General features: G+C 32.8%; 18 protein-coding genes. 3 read left to right on the top strand and 15 right to left on the bottom strand.

All coding sequences use genetic code 11. The annotated features are described in order from the left end of the window. Positions 1–118: 118 nt before the first annotated feature. Complete coding sequence (locus AW729_RS10275) at positions 119–736, bottom strand: hypothetical protein (protein WP_162685895.1); 618 nt, start codon at positions 734–736, stop codon at positions 119–121. Between the two features lie 498 nt (positions 737–1,234). Then, positions 1,235–3,790 carry a pseudomurein-binding repeat-containing protein gene (locus tag AW729_RS10270; RefSeq protein WP_112125031.1) on the bottom strand — a complete coding sequence of 852 codons (2,556 nt, stop codon included), beginning with the start codon at positions 3,788–3,790 and terminating at the stop codon, positions 1,235–1,237. A 556-nt stretch (positions 3,791–4,346) separates the two neighbouring features. Between AW729_RS10270 and AW729_RS11425 the strand changes: the two genes are divergently transcribed. Continuing rightward, entirely contained in the window at positions 4,347–4,505 is a 159-nt protein-coding gene (locus AW729_RS11425; protein WP_204355179.1) for a hypothetical protein, read from the top strand. 53 nt (positions 4,506–4,558) lie between these two features. On the opposite strand, the gene AW729_RS10260 is transcribed toward AW729_RS11425, so the two are convergent. The 12 genes from AW729_RS10260 to AW729_RS10205 all read right to left on the bottom strand — a co-directional run bounded on the left by AW729_RS10260 (position 4,559) and on the right by AW729_RS10205 (position 17,744). Beyond that, positions 4,559–5,659, bottom strand: coding sequence for an ATP-grasp domain-containing protein (locus AW729_RS10260; protein ID WP_162685894.1), 1,101 nt, complete (start codon positions 5,657–5,659; stop codon positions 4,559–4,561). A 497-nt stretch (positions 5,660–6,156) separates the two neighbouring features. Further along, complete coding sequence (locus AW729_RS10255) at positions 6,157–6,462, bottom strand: hypothetical protein (RefSeq protein ID WP_112125029.1); 306 nt, start codon at positions 6,460–6,462, stop codon at positions 6,157–6,159. A 546-nt stretch (positions 6,463–7,008) separates the two neighbouring features. Further along, positions 7,009–7,653: a V-type ATP synthase subunit D gene (locus tag AW729_RS10250; RefSeq protein ID WP_112125028.1), complete on the bottom strand. Its 645-nt coding sequence runs from the start codon at positions 7,651–7,653 to the stop codon at positions 7,009–7,011. A 54-nt stretch (positions 7,654–7,707) separates the two neighbouring features. Continuing rightward, on the bottom strand, positions 7,708–9,132 hold the full coding sequence (locus tag AW729_RS10245) for a V-type ATP synthase subunit B (RefSeq protein WP_112125027.1): 1,425 nt from the start codon (positions 9,130–9,132) through the stop codon (positions 7,708–7,710). Then, positions 9,129–10,883: an ATP synthase subunit A gene (locus AW729_RS10240; RefSeq protein WP_112125026.1), complete on the bottom strand. Its 1,755-nt coding sequence runs from the start codon at positions 10,881–10,883 to the stop codon at positions 9,129–9,131. Before AW729_RS10240 ends, AW729_RS10245 begins: the two co-directional genes overlap by 4 nt. Then, a complete protein-coding gene (locus AW729_RS10235; protein WP_112125025.1) occupies positions 10,880–11,200 on the bottom strand; it encodes a V-type ATP synthase subunit F in 321 nt (106 codons plus the stop codon). Before AW729_RS10235 ends, AW729_RS10240 begins: the two co-directional genes overlap by 4 nt. Then, positions 11,197–12,354, bottom strand: a complete 1,158-nt coding sequence (locus AW729_RS10230; protein ID WP_112125024.1) for a V-type ATP synthase subunit C — start codon at positions 12,352–12,354, stop codon at positions 11,197–11,199. Before AW729_RS10230 ends, AW729_RS10235 begins: the two co-directional genes overlap by 4 nt. A 19-nt stretch (positions 12,355–12,373) precedes the next feature. Then, positions 12,374–12,997 (bottom strand): V-type proton ATPase subunit E, encoded by a 624-nt coding sequence (locus tag AW729_RS10225; RefSeq protein ID WP_112125023.1) that lies wholly within the window; start codon positions 12,995–12,997, stop codon positions 12,374–12,376. A gap of 60 nt (positions 12,998–13,057) precedes the next feature. Beyond that, positions 13,058–13,546: a V-type ATP synthase subunit K gene (locus AW729_RS10220; RefSeq protein ID WP_112125022.1), complete on the bottom strand. Its 489-nt coding sequence runs from the start codon at positions 13,544–13,546 to the stop codon at positions 13,058–13,060. Positions 13,547–13,773: 227 nt separating this feature from the next. Further along, positions 13,774–15,774 (bottom strand): V-type ATP synthase subunit I, encoded by a 2,001-nt coding sequence (locus AW729_RS10215; protein ID WP_112125021.1) that lies wholly within the window; start codon positions 15,772–15,774, stop codon positions 13,774–13,776. A gap of 10 nt (positions 15,775–15,784) precedes the next feature. Then, entirely contained in the window at positions 15,785–16,099 is a 315-nt protein-coding gene (ahaH, locus tag AW729_RS10210; RefSeq protein ID WP_112125020.1) for an ATP synthase archaeal subunit H, read from the bottom strand. A 373-nt stretch (positions 16,100–16,472) separates the two neighbouring features. Next, a complete protein-coding gene (locus AW729_RS10205; protein WP_394339560.1) occupies positions 16,473–17,744 on the bottom strand; it encodes a DUF1743 domain-containing protein in 1,272 nt (423 codons plus the stop codon). A 112-nt stretch (positions 17,745–17,856) separates the two neighbouring features. On the opposite strand from AW729_RS10205, the gene AW729_RS10200 reads away from it, so the two are divergent. Continuing rightward, positions 17,857–18,903, top strand: coding sequence for a transcriptional regulator (locus AW729_RS10200; protein ID WP_112125019.1), 1,047 nt, complete (start codon positions 17,857–17,859; stop codon positions 18,901–18,903). A 2-nt stretch (positions 18,904–18,905) separates the two neighbouring features. On the opposite strand, the gene AW729_RS10195 is transcribed toward AW729_RS10200, so the two are convergent. Then, positions 18,906–19,643 carry a hypothetical protein gene (locus tag AW729_RS10195; protein WP_112125018.1) on the bottom strand — a complete coding sequence of 246 codons (738 nt, stop codon included), beginning with the start codon at positions 19,641–19,643 and terminating at the stop codon, positions 18,906–18,908. Between the two features lie 168 nt (positions 19,644–19,811). Here AW729_RS10195 and serA point away from each other — a divergent pair, with 168 nt between their 5' ends. After that, positions 19,812–21,383, top strand: a complete 1,572-nt coding sequence (gene serA / locus AW729_RS10190) for a phosphoglycerate dehydrogenase (RefSeq protein WP_112125017.1) — start codon at positions 19,812–19,814, stop codon at positions 21,381–21,383. Positions 21,384–21,482: the final 99 nt, after the last annotated feature.

Below are 21,482 nucleotides of genomic sequence, written 5' to 3'. Positions count from 1 at the left end.
ATATTTTTTTAGTCAAAAAAGAGTTTTAAAAATAATGATAAACAGTTCAATTAGATTAATAAAAAAAAGGAATATTGAGATGATTAAAATTACCCCGACATATGACCGAATAAACTGATTAATCCAACTCATTTGATGCAGTGTTATCAAAATATAACTTATAAAAAGCATTAGTGGCAAAAAACAACAGGAATACTTCGAAAAATGTTGATAGTAACACATCATCAAATACTGCTCCGAGAATTACCAGTAAATTGACAACAAATATCAATATTATCGTGAATATTAGAACAAATTTCATAAATCGAAGACATCCAATATTTCTAACGACAATAAAAATGTTACGTAAATCTAGTGCCATTTTTAAATTTCCATATTTAAACATCAGTATTCGTCCAATGAAAGAAAATGATGTGAACAATACATACAAAAACAAAGTGAAGAGTGAATGTAATTGAAACGTGTGTAAAAAATCAATTGTCATTGACTCCGGCAATACATGAGATAATTCTTCAACTGTTAATGCTGCCGAATCAATATCCATCTGCAGTATATACTCCCTAATGTCCACAACAATAGAATACAGCCCGGTTATATAAATGAAGAACAGACTTAATATTAATGGAATTAAAAGATAAAATAATGTGAGGACATACTCATTTAAACCTTCCTTAAAATGTTGTTTAAAATGTAGATGTATTGACTTGTTAAATACCACATGGTTTACAATATTCATACTTAAGCCAATCAATATTAGACTAACTATTGATCTGATAAATACAAATAATAAATAATATTCACCGATTTTAAAGGAATAAGATACCTGAGATATTACTTCACATAAAAACAACAACAAAAATACTGTTAAAAAAGACTTATAATCAGTTAACGGTAATTTTAATGATTCAATTATTATTTGCCTAACTCGCATATTATCTACTAATATTTCTTTAAATGATTATTTATAATACTTTTTATTGTATTTAAAAGAAAAAAATCATCAATTATACACCATTAGGGTATTATCACTGCCCTATAAAAAAATGATAGAAATAATTTAATCATATAAAGCATCCACATTGCATGAATGATTAATTATCAGGATATACTCCCATGATACTATAGAATATAACAGTTCAAAACCCAATTACAGTATTTTTGATAAGGATTATCCCCATATGAAATAAAAATGATATTTGGCGAAAATATATAAAAAATTTAAAAAGAAGGGAGTTTAGAATGGTAATTCAATATATCTTACTTCACCTGAGTTTCTGCTCCAATTTACAATAGTTCCAAAGGAGTTGTAGTCAGATGTTGCATCACATTGAACCCATTTACCATTAACGTACACTTCTGCCCATACGTGACCGGTTACCAGTCCGCTTCTGAATACACAGCTTTTACCGTGAACATATCTGGCAGGCAGGTTTGCTGTTCTGAACATTGCAACACATACGTGAGCCATGTCTACACAGTTACCGTAACCTTGACTGAGTGTTCTTACGGATCCGTATCTTGTATCGGCGTAATAGCTGTATGTAGTGTGTTTGTTCACATAATCAAATATTGCTTTTGCCTGATTATATGCACCGCTTACACCGGAAATTGCACTGGCTACTGCATTCTTAAATATTGTAGCGTTTACTTCACAATTCTTGGTTTTTACCAAGTATTGCTGATATCCTGAAGCTACTGTATTGTCTGATGTGTAGCTTGAGGAATCGGACTTGAGCTTTGAAACTACGGCATAGGCAGGTAACTGTTTATTGTTACTGATATATGCCACTACACGTGCGTAAATATACACGGTGTCTTCAAAGTTGATTGTTCCGATAGCTGTGGATATCGCTGCTGGTGCTCGTGAGTTATTTGCGTAGAATGAAATTATATTTCCCGCTGATTTAACATACTCGCTTTGTACAAGATTTTTACCGTAACAGCTTGTATTGTATGAAGACACATTATCTCCAAATTTACCATTAGCGTAGGTTTTATTGGTTGTTACAACTTCTGCCAATAGGTATAAAAACTCTGACATTGCAACGTTATCATTTCCCATCACGACATATTTAGGTAAACTTTCATGTTGTTCGATATAATTTTTTACCCTCACTGCCGCATCCAATACTTGTGAGTAAGTATATGTTGATAGGGATGATACTGTCCTGATTTTTGATGAGTTTTTACTTGATTGGTATTTGTTTGTTCCACCATATATTGCTTCAATAGTGTTAATCTTGTTGGTTGACAGTGCTGATGTGCCAAATGATATTGTTGCCACACCATTTGATACTGTTGTAGTACCACTTGATACACCGTTTAATTTGAGGACAAATTTTCCTCCATCAACAGGATTGTTACTTGAATCTAAAACTTTTGCTTTTAAAGTGAAAGTTTTATCCTTCTGAGCAATGTATAATGGTTCCAATATAATTTTTGTACTTTTAATGGTGAATTTTACAACGGATAATGTTGATTGTCTTGTTGCTTCATAACTGGTATTTGTTGCTCCGACCTTGGCAAGTAATGTATAGTTTTTAATCTTCCAGTTTGGAACATCAAATGTTAATGATGCTTTACCATTATTTATTTTTGCAGAACCAATTGTTATACCATTAACTTTGAATACAGTGGTTAAACCGTTTACGCTGGTACCATTGCCATATGTGTATGTGGCAGAAATGGTTGCGGGCATATTCGGATTAACTTCATATGAATTTAATTGTATGTTGATATCTTGTTTTTGTGTAGATCTAACATAATCATCATAGTTAGTTGATAATGGCAATACGGTACAATAGTTTGGATAGGCTCCATTATTATACATGTATGCTACCATTCTTGAATAGAAATATACCAAATCATCAAATCCGATTGTTCCAACGGTTGAAGCAACCTTTGTTGGATTTTTTAGCGTATTTTCATATTCATTTATCACTTTCAAAGATAATGAAGAATATTCCTCTTTGTATACTCTTGTATTATAACAGTTAGTGTTAGCTGTTGAAGCATCTGTAAATATCGGATGTACTACAGATGCCTTAGATAATGATGTTTTACTTAACATATATAAAAAGTCCTTCATTTGGACTTTTTCATTACCCATTACCACATAATTTGGTAATTGGTTATATTTTTCAATAAACACTTTCGTTCTGTTTGCCGCATCACCTATCTGTGAAAAAGTATACTTGTTTATTGTTGTGGATACTTTTAATGTAGATGTTGATTGACTTGGATTGAATGATGTTGATCCACCATACTTTACCAATATTGTATAATCACGTTGTGATAAGCTTGATGTATCATATAAGATGGATGCTTGATTGTTTACCAATTTTGCAGTTCCAATACTTATACCGTTTAATTTAAATACCACACTACCTGCAGTACTTTTGCCTGCAGTTGTTAATACTGTAGTGGATATATTTATCTTATCACCTTTTTTTGCAAACATATATTTATTTGTGTTTACTGTGGTGTCAATCTTTGATGAGCTTGTTTTAATGTTTGATTCTTGTTTATTCAATGTAGTACTTGTTGTAGAATTGTTTACTACAGCATCATCAGTAATTGAATTTGCTTTATTTATTGTGCTTTGACTGGTGGTGCCTGTAGGGTCAGTGTTTGAATCACCTTTAATGCTTACTGTGCTTTTTTCTATAACATTTGATTCTACATTTGATTGTTCATTTACTGATACGCTTGAGATATCGGTACTGTCATTATTAACCGTATCACTGCCAGTAGCACTGACAGCCATCATACCTATTAATAGTACAGACATGAAAATCAAAATCAAATTTCGCTTAATCTTACCGCCTCCATTTAATAAACCAAAATATGAATTATTAATTCGATTAAGTAAGTCATAAATTTTATAATTATATCATAAAAAAGTATAACTCTGATATTCTGATTTTATTTAATTTGATTAATCAATTTTTATGAAAAATTAATAAGCAAGCAAATTAAGAATTGAACATATTCTTAATTCTAACTTTTACTTATCTTTATGTTAATATATAAATCTATGTATATTTTATTACATATGTGATTAATTTTATTACCAATTGGAGTATCATGAAGATAAAAATAAGAAAAACTTGAAAAAATATTGAAAAAATAGAAAAGTATATAAATGAGAATATACAAAACTTATATTGTACTCTAAAAAGAGTCTTAAGCATAGCTCCCTAGGGTAGTGGCAATCCTCCCGGTCTTTGGAACCGGGGACAGCGGTTCGACTCCGCTGGGAGCTATTATACTTTTATTCTCATTTTGAAAACATTTATTAATAATATTACACAAATATAACTACTAATTACTTTAGGTGAATAATCATGCCAAATTATGAAGATCCATTGAAGGACTATTTAGATAAAGATCCCGAAAGAAGAGTTAAGTTATTCTATATTTACACTCGTATAATGATTATATCCACATTCCTAATAGCATTCGGAGTTATAATGTTCATATTATTAGAATTTGGAATAATATAATTAATCACTATCCTTTTTTTATACAATATATAAAGACTTGCTCTGCGAAAAATTTAAACTTCTTTTACAATAGAACTGTAAACTCTTTTTTGAATCATTTCAGATTTTATCATTGCATTTTCCAATATTCGATCACTTGTTATTATAGTACATACCGGATATGATTTCTTGATTAAATAATCCACACTAGATATATCATGTACATTAGGAATATTATTTAAATTATAATATGCATCTTTAAATGAATAGGGCATTAATTTAACACTGAACTTTTTAACGGTAGGTATGTTTACTTTATGATTATTGCAAGAATTGATATGTGCATCTGCAAGGTTGAAATCGAAGGAATTTTCAATATTCTCAAAAGTTCCCTGAATCCTAGGATTAACTTCAAGTACATAAAACCTGTTGTTTTGCATGATAAAGTCAATTCCATTGGAGCCGACAAGATTATACATGTGAGAAATCTTGGTAGATATATTGTCAATCTTATCACTATGATTAACCAAAGGCGTTACATTTCCACAATATAAAAAGTTAGCGGCGTTCAACCTATTGGAGCCGATTATCTGATGGGATGCAGTGATAATATCCACCTCCCCATTAGGATAGGATAGAAATGAACTGCTGATACTGTTACCATCAATGTACTCCTGCAGGATAAATGTATCATCAACATGGGAATCTTCATTTAACCAGTCAATATTAACCCCTCCAGAGCCATAGATTGGTTTTACAATATACTTCTTATCACTGGACTTGCTTATTTCAAATGCCTCTTCCAGAGAGTTTAACTTAAACGTTTCAGGCATTAAAAAATTCTTATGCAACTTCTTATAGAGTTTATACTTGTTATTAATAGCATCCACATCATAATTACCGATAACCTTAGATTTTGGAAAACGAGTTACGTCAATATCATTGGAACATATGATGTAATCCACTTCATTGACATATTCCAATGCCAAATCAATTATGACGTCCATATCAAATGATGAGAACTCATCCGGAACAATCAGTTTATCAACAACATCCTCCTGATCCAAGAGATTAAAAAAACTAGTGGCATATACCGTGTAACCCAATTGCTTTAAGGATTTTGATAACGGACGAGTATTGGAACCTACTATTAATATTTTAGTAATAATATACACAACCTGAAATATAATTATCTTATATTATTAAAATTAGTAAGTTTAAATATATTAAATTTATTTATTAAATTCAAAAAAAACAGGACACATCTAGTAAAAAAAAAGATTTGAAAATAAAAAAAGAGGGTGTGCGACAATTACATTTTGAAAGTTAATTGTGATTGTCACATTGGTCCAAGTAAACCTTGATGTATTTATATTATTTAATTTTTTTGTATTTTTAGTTTTTATCATTCTATGGGTATTATGTTTTCTTTTAGTAGGTTTTGTTCTATATTCTGTATTTTTATCATGTATTTAGTTGTCTGGAGTAATTGTTCTGTTTTTGCACTTTTTTGTCCTTTAGGTGATATCGTCTATTATTAGTGTGCACTTGTTGTATGCGAATCTTGGTTCTACATTTGATTATTATCGGTTTTTATTATTGTTAGTTGTTCTTTCTTCTTTGATTTTTAGGTTTTTACTTTCTCTTAAGTCTTTTTTGATTTGTTTCTTTTTCAAGCCATCATCATTAACGTTTTTTTGTTGCAGTTATCCAGGATTTTTTCTTCTTCATCTGTAATGAATCCTTGTTCAACAATATGAAGTAATTTAGCAATGTCTTCACTTGTTAAACTATTATATTTATTTGTATATACTCTTGTTTTACTGCTATCCACATTAATTCTGTTAAAATCAATTAAATAACGATTATGTCCATAATTTACCTTTTCAAAAAATACTCTTCCTATCAAATCTTGATGTTCACGTTTAAAATCCCCAATAGTAGTGAATACTGGAGTTTCAAAACTAGCCATGTACATAAAAATAACATTCTCACGAAGGATGCTTCCAATTTACGACTGCTATGTATAGAATAAATCATACTTAAAACAATAACTCTATCATTAAAGCTGCAGAATAAGCCTTTTGACCATGAGTATTCCCATATTCACAGCCAATATAACTAAAAGCTATACAATCTACCAACTTTCTAATAAAAAACATACATGATTATCAGGAATGATTGTACATATATCCAAAGATAATAAAAATGTCTGATCAATATTATCGTCCTTTAAAACCAAAAAATCAACCAATAAAATATATTTTATATGTAATATTCATATACAATCTAATATAAAATATACCTATAATTAATACTTAAAAAATTAATTAAAATTTAATTCTAAAATTATATATAATATAGTTAATAATAAGACGTTTATAGAAAAAAATAATCAATTAAATTATAGAAAAATAGGGCGGATTATAATAATTGTTACACACCATCTATAATTGAAAAAAAAATAGTTATATTTGAGAAAGGATATGAAAAAGAATAATCATGGAGAAATCCATGAATTTATTCATTCTCTTGAGTCAATGTTACGCTTAATAACTTTAAGCTGTACAAAGCTTTCCCTTTCCATTTCCTCTAAACGCATTTCAATAAATGAAATGGTGTTGTTGATACGAGGAATCATTACATGTTCTAAAGCATTTACTCTTCTTTTAGTTGCTTCAATCTCTTTAGCTAACATAAGAATGGTTTTTTCGATTTCACCGAGTTCAATAATGATTTTTATTGACTCTTCGAATTCCTTAGCAGCTATGTCTAAGTTAGCTGAAGTTCCAGCAAAACCATAACCTCTGCTAATTACATCGTTATGTGTAGCTTGACTTTTTACAACAGGGACAGAAACACCCATAATACTTCTAGAACTTATGTCTAATTCGATAGATTCTCTAACTGATAAAGCGGCACGTTTAACTGCCATATCTCCCATGTCTATTTGAGCTTTGTTTAGTTCTGCATAAGCAATAGCTAATTTCTTTTCTACTTCATCTCTAGAACCTTGAACTCTATCCAATATTTCAAAAAACTCCTTAATGAGAGCATCTCTTTTTTCTTTAAGAAGACTATGACCTTTAGTAGACAATTTAGCTCTGTCTTTTAAATTAAGAAGTTCCATACGTGTTGGATTAATTCCATCCAGTTTTTCTCCTGCCATTAACTAGCCTCCTTCACTGACATATTTACCTTAAAATTTAAAGAATAATTGAAATTATTCTTCAGTAGTTTCTTCTTCTACTTTGGATTCTTCAGTTGGTAAATATTTTTCAACGTATTCGTCTTTTACACGTTTAAGTTCAGTTTTAGGTAAGATGGTAAATAAGTTCCAACCTAAATCAAGAGTTTCTTGAATAGATCTGTCTTCATCAAGACTTTGTCTGATGAATTGATCTTCGAATGCATCAGCAAATCTTAAGTATTTAAGATCGGTTTCAGTTAAAGCTTCTTCCCCAACTACAGCTGTTAAATCACGTAAGTCACGACCTTCTGCATATGCTGCATATAATTGGTCTGATACCCCACTGTGATCTTCACGAGTACGGTCTGCTCCAATACCCCCACTCATTAACCTTGATAATGAAGGAAGTACGTTTACTGGAGGGTAGATTCCGTTTCTGTCTAATTCACGGTCTAATACAATCTGACCTTCTGTAATATATCCGGTTAAGTCAGGAATAGGGTGTGTAATATCGTCCTGAGGCATAACCAATATAGGCATCTGTGTAATAGATCCGTCTTTTCCACCAATACGTCCTGCACGTTCGTACATCTGTGATAAGTCAGTGTACATGTAACCAGGGTATCCTCTACGTCCTGGTACTTCACTACGTGCTGATGAAATTTCCCTAAGTGCTTCACAGTAGTTAGTAATATCGGTAAGAATTACTAATACGTGCATACCTTTTTCAAATGCTAAATATTCAGCAGTTGTAAGTGCCATTTTAGGGGTCATGATTCTTTCAATAGCAGGGTCGTCTGCTAAGTTCATGAATACTGTTACTCTTTCTAATGCACCGGTTTGTTCAAACTCGTTCATGAAGAAGTTTGCTTCTTCGTGAGTAATACCCATAGCACCGAAAATTACTGCAAATTCAGTATCTTCAGCAAGTACTTTTGCTTGTCTTGCAATTTGAGCTGCAAGCTGGTTGTGAGGTAAACCAGAACCTGAAAAGATAGGTAATTTCTGACCACGTACAAGTGTGTTCATTCCGTCGATAGTTGAGATACCGGTTTGGATAAATTCTGCAGGGAATTGTCTTGCTGCAGGGTTCATTGGAGAACCGTTCACATCCAATTCTTTGTCAGGAATGATATCCGGTCCACCGTCGATAGGTTTACCAATACCGTTGAATATTCTTCCTAACATATCAGTTGATACACCGATTTTTGCAGTTTCACCAGTGAAACGGACTTTTGTGGATAATGTGTTGAGGTTACTTGTACCTTCGAATACCTGAACAAGTGCTACATCGTTTTCAACTTCTAATACTTGTCCAGTTCTGTTTTCACCTGTAGGAGTTTCGATTTCTACAATTTCGTTGTAAGCTACACCTTCAACATCTTGAACAACCATTAAAGGTCCAGATACTTCTGATACTGTAGTATATTCTCTTGTTTTAATATCTACATCATTCATTGTCCAGCCTCGCTACATTGTTTTGTAATTTGATTTCTTAATTCTTCTGTTTTAGCATCAAATTCATCTTCTGGTACATATTTCATTCTGTCTAAGTCTACTCTAACATCTAAGTTTACAAGTTTATTTACATCTGCGCCGTCAGCTAATGCTTCTTGAGCGGTTGTGTTGTATAATAAAAGTGTTTTTAGCATGTTATATTGTTTTTTAGGTGAACAATATGTATCTGTATCATCGAATGCGTTTTGTTGTAAGAAGTCTTCTCTTAACATACGTGCTGCTTCTAATGTTACACGGTCTTTTTCAGGTAATGCGTCAGGACCTACTAATTGTACAATTTCGTTAAGTTCTGCTTCTTTCTGTAAAAGAGCCATAGCGGTATTTCTTAGATCTCTCCAATCACTACCGACTTCACCGTTCCACCATGGAGTAATACTGTCCACGTATAATGAATAACTGTTTAACCAGTTGATGGATGGGAAGTGACGTCTGTCTGCAAGTGAAGCATCTAATGCCCAGTATACTTTTGCAATACGTAATGTGTTGGTTGTAACTGGTTCTGATACGTCCCCACCTGCTGGAGATACTGCTCCAACTACGGTTACTGAAGCGATTGCTTTGTGTGAACCGATTGTTGTTACACGTCCTGCACGTTCATAGAACTGTGCTAATCTTGAAGCTAAGTATGCAGGGTAACCTTCTTCCCCTGGCATCTCTTCAAGACGTCCGGAAATTTCCCTCATAGCTTCTGCCCATCTTGAGGTACTGTCTGCCATAAGTGCTACGTCGTAACCCATGTCTCTGAAATATTCAGCAATGGTAATACCTGTGTATACACATGCTTCCCTAGCTGCTACCGGCATGTTTGATGTGTTAGCAATAAGAACTGTTCTGTCCATTAAAGGATTTCCAGTTTTTGGGTCTTCTAATTCAGGGAACTCGGTAAGTACTTCTGTCATTTCGTTACCACGTTCTCCACATCCAATATATACAACTATATCAGCGTCTGCCCATTTTGCTAATTGTTGTTGTGTAACTGTTTTTCCTGATCCGAATGGACCTGGAATAGCAGATGTTCCACCTTTAGCTACACAGAAGAATGTATCCTGTGCTCTTTGACCTGTTATAAGAGGTACATCTGGGTCTAATTTGTTGACGTATGGTCTACCTACCCTTACCGGCCAAATTTGCATCATTTGTAATTTTTTGATTCCATCAGCTGTTTCGATTTCTGCAATGTCATCTACTACAGTGTGTCTTCCACTTTCGATGGATTTTACAGTACCTGATACGTTAGGTGGTACCATAATTTTATGTTCGATAGCTACAGTTTCTTGAACTGTACCAATGATGTCTCCACCATTTACTTCATCTCCAACAGATACTGTTGGTTTGAAATCCCATTCTTTTTCTTTATCTAATGCTGGTACGTCTACCCCTCTAGGTAGGTAATCTCCGGATAAACTTTTAATTTCTGTTAATGGTCTTTGAATACCATCGTAAATAGATTTAAGTATACCAGGACCTAATTCTACAGAGAGCGGACCACCAGTACTTTCTACTTTTTCTCCTGGTTTGATACCAGCAGTTTCTTCGTAAACCTGAATTGTGGCTGTATCGCCTTCAAGTTCAATAATTTCACCTATGAGTCCAATATCACCGACACGAACCATTTCGTGCATCTGGGTACCTCTCATACCTCCACCGACAATAACTGGACCTGCAATTTTAATAATTTTTCCTGTGATCATTTTACCATCTCTACCCCAATAACTCTTTTAATAAGTTCATTCATTGGGTCAGTTTCTCTTTTATGTGAGCCTGACTTATCTGGTACTTCAATTATCATTGGTAATGCTGTTGAACTAGTGTATTTGGTTATATCTTCACGTAGTTCATCACCAATTTCTTCAGTTGTGATAATGATTGAGTATTCTTCATCAACCAACTGTTTTAAAGTAGTTCTTGCTTCATCTTCGTTATGTACAGGGAAACCGCTTTTGATTCCACCCAACATAAAACCAGTTACTGTATCTGGATCTGCCATTATAGCAATGTCTTTTTTCATAATAACATCTCCTTAATTTCGGAACTAGGTACAACAGGTCCTCTTTTACTTCTTGCAATAATTTTAAGATTTTTGATTTCATCTTCTTTTTTATACATGAAACCTACTATAGGACCTATACCGAATGGTTTTTTCTTAAAGATATTTTTAGCTGTATCTCTTTCGTAAGCATCTAATGCTTCATCGAATACTGATATGGATTTTGTCTGGTTGTATTCTGGAATGTGATCTGCAACAACACTACCATATTCAGAACTTTCGATACTGCTTAATAATGAATTCATGTCTTCTGATTCCATAAATTCTTTAAGTTTCCATTCACGTAATCTGTATCCATTATTTATTACATATGGATTGATTTGTTCATATGAAAGACCATCTGCTTTTGCTCTCATGATAATCTTTATATTTTCAATATCTACTTTTGTTCCTATGTAACTGTGTAACATTCTAGTATTATCATCTTCTTGACTTGAAGAAGCTACTAGTACTTTTTCATAGTAATAATTGTCTAATGCTGATTCTAATGTTAATAAAGTTTTATTTTCATTGTAATCAGGTAATGATTCTTCTAGAATTTTAGCGTAAGGTGTACCTTCAAGTGCTACGATAATATCTTGAATTGAATCTGCTTCAATTAGTTTATCGTGGTCATCTTTTAATTCACCATATGGAACTAATAATTCACGAGTTTCTTCTTCATTTAATTTAGCTTCTTTAGCAATTAATACACTTTTGATGTTTTTAATATCCCATTGTTTTAACATTAAATTGAATGTTGGTTTTAATGTTTTAGGTGCTATTTTAGCTAATAAATCATAGGATTCTGCTAAATTTGCATCTAATGCTTGTTCAATTGGGTATTTATCAACAAATGGAGCGTAGTCCCTTGTTCCTCTTAGGTAATTAGTTACTTCATCAAGACTTTCAGCTTCTGCCAGTTCTGTGATTTGTTTTTCGTTAAATAATTTACCTATTTTTGCTCTAACTCTTGAGTTAGGGTAAGTGTATGGATAATATTCCATTAATGGTCTAAAGGTTATTACTACTACGACTGCTCCAATTACAGCAAGTACCATAACTAATAATGCAATGAATGCTTCAGGAGAAGAGAATCCGAAAGATGTAATTAATCCTGTAATGCTTTCTTCCATTTAAATTCTCCTCCTATAACTATCTAAATAGTTTTTTAGCAACCTCTGATCTTAGATATTTTTTATATCGAAGCATACGTGCTTCAATAGTGTTTTTAACTTCAATTTCTCCATCAACAGTTTTTACTATAGCTCCACCAATAATGTCTATTGGTTCACCAATGATGAAGGAAGTTTCGTTACCTGTTTCTTTAGTAACATATTCGGATACTTCGTCAATCATGGATTTTATATTATCAACGTCATCTTCTCTTACGAGAATTTCAAGTTGTGATCCACCTACTTGTACGGAAGCATCTTTAACCATAGTTTTTAAAGAATCCACATAATTTGCGGAATTTTCAGATGCCTGTTTTTCAATTTTTTCTGATGCTACTCTGAAAGCTTTTTCAATTAACTCTTCACGGCTTTCAAGTTCTTTTCTTCTGGAATTAACTTTTGCTTCTGAAATTATCTGTTGATATTTCATGTCAGCTTGTTTTTCTGCAGAACTTAAAATCTGTTGTTTTTCTTCTTCAGCTTTTACTTCACCGGCTGCACTGATTTCATCACATTGTGCAGTGGCTTTGGAGAGAATTTCATCAGCTTTTTGTTGAGCATCTGCTTGAATGCTTGAAATTATTTTATCTGATCCAACGCTCATCTACTTTCCTCCAAAAAATATTTATTTATAAAGGCTTATGCCTTTAGTATATTTTTGTACTTATGCTCCGAGTATTCCACCGAATACTAATAAAAGGATAGCTATAAGGAAACCGTAGATAGCCTGAGTTTCAGGAATAGCTGTAAATACTAAACCTTGTGCGAACATACTTGGTTCTTCTACAACTGCACCTACAGATGCACTTGAAGCGATACCTTGACCCATACCAGAACCAAGACCACCGAAACCAACTGCTGCTCCAGCACCTATTGCTACTAAACCTGATGTTACGCCTAATGCGGAACCTCCCATAATTCCTGAAAATACTAATAATAAGATAGCTATAAGGAAACCATAAATAGCCTGAGTTTCAGGAATAGCTGTAAATACTAAACCTTGTGCAAACATACTTGAATCTTCAGCTACTGCACCTACAGATGCACTTGATGCGATACCTTGACCGATACCTGAACCTAATGCTGCAAAACCTACTGCTACACCTGCTCCGATTGCAGCTAAAGCTGAACCTAATGCTAATTCTGCTGCCATGCTTTTTTCCTCCAATTATATAATAATTATATTGTATTTGTATGTAGTCACCATACTATTTTTTTTTTAGACTTTGTTTTATTTGAATAATGCATTTAATATGTGAACTTTAATAAAACACATATCCTCATTGAGGGATTATTCGGTTTTTAAAGTAATAGAAATATGGATTTAATCCAATACTCTATAATCATTTTAATATCATAATTTAAATCAAATTTATTAAATTATTCTTTTACTTTTGTATATATTCTACTTGCTTTGAATGGTACAAATTCTGCACTGTCCCCTTCGTAGAAGTTTCCGAAGAATTCTACAAAGTGTAAACGAAGTGAGTGGATAAATGCTCCCATGGACTGGAATGCAATGTTGAATAAGTGTACTGCTAAGAATACAATTATACCAAGAACAATACCTACATATGGTATCATACCAGTTAACATTTCACATAAGAGGTTAGCAGTCATTGCTATACCACCAGTAGATAGACATAATGCCAATAGCCTTGAATATGATAAGATATCTCCAAGGAAACCGAATATGTCCATTACACCCATAGGTCCTACACCATATATTAATAATAATAATGCAATTACGAATACTATACCTAATAATGGTAATGAACCTGTAACGATGAATAGGACAATTGCTAATTCAATTAAAACCCAACATAATTGTCCGCCACATAACTCTTTGATATTTCCTCTTTTAACATTGTCAATAATACCGAATAAGAATGCGATGTTTAAGTGTATTAAACCGATTATTATAGCGATTATTAAAATGTTTTCAGGATGTGCGAATGCATTGATATCAGGTAGAACCGTTGGCAGAGCCGCACTTGCATCGCCCATTATAAATCTAGGTACGAAGTCACCTATGAATCCACCAGTCAATAGACCTAGTAGGATTGTCCACAAACCACATTGAACTACTATTACTCCAAAGGATTTGTATGTTTTACTGAATTTTCCCATTCCCTGATATAGAATAAATCCAACTATTGCCAATATGATTCCATAGAATGCATCGGTTAAACAGTAACCGAAGAAAAATGGGAAACATAATGCCATGATTATAGTAGGGTCTATATCTTTGTAGTTTGGTGTTGAGTACATGTTTACAAATAATTCGTATGGTTTAGCAAAACCAGGATTCATTTGTTTAACTGGAACTTTATTGTTGTCAATTTCTTCATCAGTTGGATCTTCAGTTTCAATTACACTGTGTCCATCTGTAAGTTCGTCAATTAAAGATTTAGTTTCTTCAACCTTATCTTTAGGTACCCATGCCTGGAACATTTTAGAAGTTTCTGTTTCACCGAAGTATGAATAGATTTCTGTTCTTTCTTTTTCAACTTCTAACTGTTCGTTAATTACTAAAAGATGTTCTTTAGAACGTTGACCTATTTCGTCAATATCTTTTAAACATTGTTTTCTTTCACTTTCTAATTCATCCAGTTTACTTTCAGATGCTTCAATTATTTCATTGGATTTTCCGCTTAGATTGGTTACATCCAATTTTTCAAATTCCAAACGTCTGAGTACACCGGATATCTCTTCTTCAAATTTGCTTGCACATACAATTATTAATGGTACGTATGTTACATCCCCACTTGTTGTGGTTGAACCTTCTGCGATTTCGACTTCCTGAGTTATTTCCTCAATTTGTGATTTTGCTTCAGCTAGATTATCCGTTGGTAATCTACCTGTAATTACATTAGTGTATTTACTGTTCTGCAAGTAAGCAAAGTCTATGTCAAAACTGCTTAATTGATTTGCAACATTTAAAGAATCTTTATATTTTGTTTTTTCAGAACCAATTTCATTCATACGAGATTCAATTGGACTGAGAACATTATCAACTTTATTAATTATTTCTTCAGCCTTATCAGCTAATTCATCTGATTGTAGATTTTCAACGGTTTTTGGTTGAATTTCTTTAGGGCTGATATATCCTTTAATAACATCCACTATACTTTGTGATTGCTCTGCAGATTTTAAAGTATCAATAATATTATTACATTTCATTGATAATGATGCTATTCTGCTAGCAACAGGGTCTTGTTTAGATACTCCTAATCCTTCGTAGGCTTCATCCTCTTGGATTACTTCAGATAGGTCATCTATTTGAATGTATCCTTTTTCGTGAAGTGCATCGATTGTGGCCTTGGAGTATTTATTCAATGTTACTATGCTTAATTTTTGCATTCTCGCTGGCCTAAACATAGTCATCCCTTTATAATACAGTTTCGATTATTATTTCAGCTGCGTCATCTACTTTATCATGAGAACCTCTTAATGATTCTTTGATATTTGCTTCTGATTCATTTGTAATAATTACAGCTTCTTTGCCTGCTTCTTCTTCTTTTGCTAAAATTATGTGTTTAGCTTGGTCTTCAGCTTCAGCTTTAGCTGTTTCAATTAATGAATCGGCGTTTGAACGAGCTTCTTGGATCATTTCAGTTGATTTTTTATTTGCGTTTTCTATTATACTATCTGCTTCAGATTCTGCTTGTCTGATAGCTGAGATAGTTTCAGAAATTGATGCCATTATAAATCACCCTTTAATATGATCTTTTTATATTTAAATTATATTATGTTAAAAAAATTTTTTTTAAAATAAACATAATATTTCTTTTTAATTGAATTTTTATCGAGTTACAACAAACTAGTTATCACCTCAAGATAGACATGAGAACTAATATTTAACATAAAATTTATTATGTTATATTATAATCAGTTCAAAAAATATATCTTATAATAATATATATTATCTGTTATTAGTTATATAATTATAGAATTTGATGATAAATGAAATAATTTAAGATAGTCTACAGATGAAAAAAATAGCTTTGGAATATAATAAGGAATAATCAAAAAATTGTAAAAAAATAAAAAAAATATTTAAAAAGGAATAATCATTTTTAATCAAATCTGATTATCGGTTTGGATAGATGTCGTCTAGCTTCAGTGGGAACTTCATAAAAACCCAATTCAACATCCCGGGAAATGACTTCCTTGACTTTGGATGAATTTCTAAGTTTATTTCCACATTTTGAACATTTAAATCCCTTATTTTTACCGGCTGATTTCATGCGTTTTCCACAACTACACAGGGGATTTACCAAATTGAATTTGGAGGCCATCTTTAAGAGCTTGAATTTTTCAATGTTCAGAGTATGATTATCGTTTATGCCCCCATATATGAGCAACTCATCACCCACTATCAATTTTCTGACTATGTTTCTGAATGACTTTGTAGGTTCAAATGCGGCACATTCTATGACATCCGTATCATCGGATACCTTGAAAAACACATGTCCTCCCTCAATGTCATGGGGAGCTTCCACAACATGACACTTGAACTTGTAGCAGGAAGTGTTTTTCATATCTGCTATGTCAACACCACATTGAATGTGCATATCGGTATGCTGATTGGTCTTGAATATTCTGTAACCTTCCATATCCTCATGACTTACAACTATACTTCTGGCCTTCTCAAGTATTTCTGGATTATTAGCTCTTATTCCATATAATACCGGACATGGAGTATGCGGTTCTATAGCGGCATAATTCTGTTCAAAATCAATGTTTTCAAAGGTTTCTGGATAGGTTTCATCATTCATGCGGAATATGCTGTCCTCATCAAGTCTTCTTTTTGTCCCGTAGTTTTCGGGCATCCTATATGCCAGGCATTCATAGGTCACATCATCAAGAACTATGCTTATTGCTGCAATAGCACCTATGATACCCCTTCCCTTTTTGAATTTATGATATTCGATGTTATTGTCTACGGCAAATTTTTCGGCATATTCAATAGTGTATATATTGTATATGGCATTTAATGCATATTCGGTCATCTTATCGGTAATTTCTCCCTCATAAAAGACCACACCCGGATTGGTATTTACTCCCTCAAACATTGAATATTTCTCGACATTTTCCAACACGAGATTTTTAACCGTATCCCTCATTGACGTATCTATTTCAACTACAAATGATAATGCACCGTTTCCTCTGGTCTTATATCTTGCAAATGGATTAAGTCTAATCAGTCTAGGATAGTCCAGTGCTTTAATTCCCATTTGCTCTAGCTTTTCCAATATGATGTGTGTCAGATATGTAGTGCACATTCCCTCTGTTGAATCGGTATCATCCAGACCCACATGCAATGTGATTTTATCGTTTGAATTCAAAATATATTCTCCTATAAATCAAAAAAAAATATATTACTGTTATGATAATATATGTGGATTTTAATTTTTTCTATATATTAGTTTTATTAACTATGAATATATATTATATATTATGAAAGTAGATAATTCCATGATAAACCGTGAAACCATACTGCATGAAATCAATAATTTACTCATTAATTTTGGTTTTAAAACTTCAAATATCTATGAAAGAAGTTGTTTTGATATTCTTGCAAGAAAAAAGGACATATTAATCATTTTAAAAATTCTTGTAAACATTGACAGCTTAACTACCCAGCAGGCGGAGGAATTATCTAAAATATCAGGGACCTTCCTGGCCAGTCCCATAATCATCGGTTTGAAATCAAAGCACAGCTACCTTGAAGATGATGTGGTGTATGAAAGACATGAAATACCTGCAGTCAGTCCACAGACACTCTATGATATCATTGCAAATGATATGCATCCGGAGATACTCTCCAAACGTGGAGGATTCTATGTTAAGATTAACGGTGGACTATTAAAACAGTTGAGAGAAGAAAAAAATCTGTCCCTTAAGGAATTGGCTGACCTGACACATGTATCCAGGGAGACCATTTATAAATATGAACAGCAAAACTCCCAGGCTTATCCCGAAACGGCACTGCTACTGGAGGAAATACTTAACAAGCCAATTACATTATCTATTAACATTCTTGAATCAGAACACAATCATATTCTCGATACCAAGATACAGGAACCTATCGAGTTAATAAAATTAGGTTATGAAGTAAATTCATCCACAAAAACACCATTTGATGCAGTCTCAACAAGAACTGATGATTCGAAGGAAGTTCTGAAATTAAAAGAACAGTTGTCCGAAAAAATTGATGAAATCGAAAAGATAAAAGAAAAACTGGCTAAAAAGACTGTGAACAATGAAATCCTGATTACCAATTTGGAAAGAAACAGAAACATCAGTACATTAAGCAAGATAGCTGAAAAAACCAATGACATCTCATCCATTACAGGACATAAAGCATTGTTTGTACTTAAGCATGAACATGAACAGAATTCCATAAAGAATATCCCTGTGATATATACATGGGAACTGGATAACATGGAAAAAAATAAGGATCTTGAAAAATTAATAAAAGAAAGGGAAAATGAGGGAGAATAATGTTATTTCAATATGCCGTTGATTATTGAGAATGTCTCCTCTGCCTCACTGACCTTTGCAACTGCCACACAAACTGCGTCAATATAGTCAATATTCTTTAAGAAGTCATAGGCCTCCTGTGGCTGCAGTATTCCTGTAGCAAGTGTACGATTAGCTATAACCTCCTTATTTAGACTTTTTACTCTTTCTGAAAAAAGATTTCTGTTTTCACCATCAAAAAAGTTACAGTCCATCATATAACCATAGAAGTTTAATGGAATCATAATGGTCTTAAACTCATCGACAAATGATGATTCTTTAATCAGCGGCAAATTCTTGAAAGGCATCCTTGTTTCAATGGCTCCCTCAAATGATGCATCAGATACCTTGTTTAGATAATCACATATAGTATCATAGTCTGATTCAGCTATTTTTCTATCGATAAATTCACCGCTTAATATTACACGTTTTGTATTGAAATCAGAAAATAGTTCCAAGTCATCATCAATATTTTCACAATCACTGAAGGCCGTAACTGTCCACTCGTTACCGTTTTTTTCAGACATACAAATAGCAGTTTCCAAGTCTTTGTTTGGTTTAAGCATTATATTTTTTACGTTTAACTCATATGCCCTATCTATTACTTCAAGAATGTTTTCCGGTTGATTTGAAAAGTCCAGTTCATACAATCTGGATCTGTGCCCAAACTGATAGCCCAATGTGAATGGAGAGCAACCTAAAATAACTTCACTAAATGTCATAAAAAATCATGTCCTAAATATGTTACTTAAATATATTATATTATTTATAATATTAAAAACATAATTATTACTGTTATTAATCAAAAAAATTATTGATTTAAAAATATTACTATAACTAATGATATCAAATGATAATCATTATCATAACAAATAATAAAGGAGATAAAAATGCCAAAAGTATTAATTGCAGACAGTATTAATGAAAAAGGTGTAGAAGTATTGAAAGACTCTGCAGAAGTAGTTAACAATCCAACGATTACACCTGAAGAACTTCTTGAAACCATCAATGAATATGAAGGTATAATAGTAAGAAGCAGAACCAAAGTAACCAAAGAAGTTATTGAAAAAGCTGAAAATCTTAAAATAATTGCAAGAGCAGGTGTTGGAGTAGACAACATTGACGTGAATGCAGCTACCGACAAAGGAATAATGGTTGTAAATGCCCCACAATCAACATCCATCACAGTAGCAGAACATGCTATGGGTTTAATGTTAGCATTAAGCAGAAAAATAGCAATAGCAGATGCATCCGTAAAAGCAGGCAAATGGGAAAAAAGTAAATTCATGGGAATGGAACTAAGAAACAAAACTCTTGGTGTAATCGGAATGGGAAGAATAGGAAGCCAAGTAGTTAAAAGATCCAAAGCATTTGAAATGGATGTAATAGTATACGACCCATACATAACAGAAGAAGCTGCAAAAGAATTAGGCGTGGAAATAACCACACTTGATGATTTAATCCAAAAAGCGGATGTTATGACAATACACGTACCTTTAACACCTGAAACCAAAGGATTAATATCCAAAGAACAACTGGCAAAAATGAAGGATCATGCAATAATCTTGAATTGTGCCAGAGGTGGAATAATCAACGAAGCAGATTTATATGAAGCTTTAAAGGAAAGACCTGACATGAAAGCAGGTTTAGATGTGTATGAAGAAGAACCATTAACAGACAGTCCCCTTACAACACTTGACAATGTAGTGCTAACACCACATATAGCAGCTTCAACAAAAGAAGCTCAACGTGACGCGGCAATTATCGTTGCCAAAGAAGTAAAAAATGTTTTAAACAAGCAAACACCAACAAATGTTTTAAACATGCCCATTGTTGACTCAGAAACATTTCAACAGTTAAAACCATACTTCAAATTAGCCGACAAACTAGGTCAAATATTAGTACAGACAACAACACCTAACATTACTGAATTAAACATCGTATACGGTGGAGAAGTATCAGGAAGATCCAAAGAACCATTGACAAGAGAATTATTAAAAGTATTCCTAAACCCTATATTAACAGAACCTGTAAACTCCGTTAACGCCAAAGCAGTAGCTAAACAAAGAGGCATTGGTTTAACCGAAGGTGAAACAGACAACGAAAAATATGACGCTTACATGAAAGTCAACGTTAAATATGATGATAAGGAAATGAACATTGAAGGAATTATCGAAAACAAGGAACCTAAAATCATTTCAATCGATCAGTATTCAGTAAACATGACTCCTGAAGGGTACATGGGAATAATCTCATACATGGATTTACCTGGAACCATAGGAAAAATTGGCAAGATATTAGGCGACTACGAAATCAACATTGCTGAAATGCAGGTTGGTAGAAAAGAGGTAGGCGGCGAAGCTGTAATGGTTCTAAAAGTAGATTCAGAAATTGTTGAAGATGCAGTCTGTGAACTATTAAAAGATGAGAAAATTTATACCGTTAAAGCGGTTAAATTATAAATCCCTCCTCTTTCTTTTTTAAAAATAAACCCCAATATTACCAAATTTAAATTCAAACTATTTTTTAAACGGATAATTAAACCAAATAAGAAGTAATAT

This window comes from Methanosphaera sp. BMS (genome assembly GCF_003268005.1).
GTDB lineage: Archaea > Methanobacteriota > Methanobacteria > Methanobacteriales > Methanobacteriaceae > Methanosphaera.
This window is presented reverse-complemented; position numbering and strand designations above follow the sequence as displayed.

Coding starts and splice junctions, on each gene's coding strand:
- AW729_RS10275 (WP_162685895.1), bottom strand. CDS start 736: ATGAATATTGTAAACCATGTGGTATTTAACAAGTCAATACATCTACAT.
- AW729_RS10270 (WP_112125031.1), bottom strand. CDS start 3,790: ATGTCTGTACTATTAATAGGTATGATGGCTGTCAGTGCTACTGGCAGT.
- AW729_RS11425 (WP_204355179.1), top strand. CDS start 4,347: ATGCCAAATTATGAAGATCCATTGAAGGACTATTTAGATAAAGATCCC.
- AW729_RS10255 (WP_112125029.1), bottom strand. CDS start 6,462: ATGTACATGGCTAGTTTTGAAACTCCAGTATTCACTACTATTGGGGAT.
- AW729_RS10250 (WP_112125028.1), bottom strand. CDS start 7,653: ATGGCAGGAGAAAAACTGGATGGAATTAATCCAACACGTATGGAACTT.
- AW729_RS10245 (WP_112125027.1), bottom strand. CDS start 9,132: ATGAATGATGTAGATATTAAAACAAGAGAATATACTACAGTATCAGAA.
- AW729_RS10240 (WP_112125026.1), bottom strand. CDS start 10,883: ATGATCACAGGAAAAATTATTAAAATTGCAGGTCCAGTTATTGTCGGT.
- AW729_RS10235 (WP_112125025.1), bottom strand. CDS start 11,200: ATGAAAAAAGACATTGCTATAATGGCAGATCCAGATACAGTAACTGGT.
- AW729_RS10230 (WP_112125024.1), bottom strand. CDS start 12,354: ATGGAAGAAAGCATTACAGGATTAATTACATCTTTCGGATTCTCTTCT.
- AW729_RS10225 (WP_112125023.1), bottom strand. CDS start 12,997: ATGAGCGTTGGATCAGATAAAATAATTTCAAGCATTCAAGCAGATGCT.
- AW729_RS10220 (WP_112125022.1), bottom strand. CDS start 13,546: ATGGCAGCAGAATTAGCATTAGGTTCAGCTTTAGCTGCAATCGGAGCA.
- AW729_RS10215 (WP_112125021.1), bottom strand. CDS start 15,774: ATGTTTAGGCCAGCGAGAATGCAAAAATTAAGCATAGTAACATTGAAT.
- ahaH (WP_112125020.1), bottom strand. CDS start 16,099: ATGGCATCAATTTCTGAAACTATCTCAGCTATCAGACAAGCAGAATCT.
- AW729_RS10200 (WP_112125019.1), top strand. CDS start 17,857: ATGAAAGTAGATAATTCCATGATAAACCGTGAAACCATACTGCATGAA.
- AW729_RS10195 (WP_112125018.1), bottom strand. CDS start 19,643: ATGACATTTAGTGAAGTTATTTTAGGTTGCTCTCCATTCACATTGGGC.
- serA (WP_112125017.1), top strand. CDS start 19,812: ATGCCAAAAGTATTAATTGCAGACAGTATTAATGAAAAAGGTGTAGAA.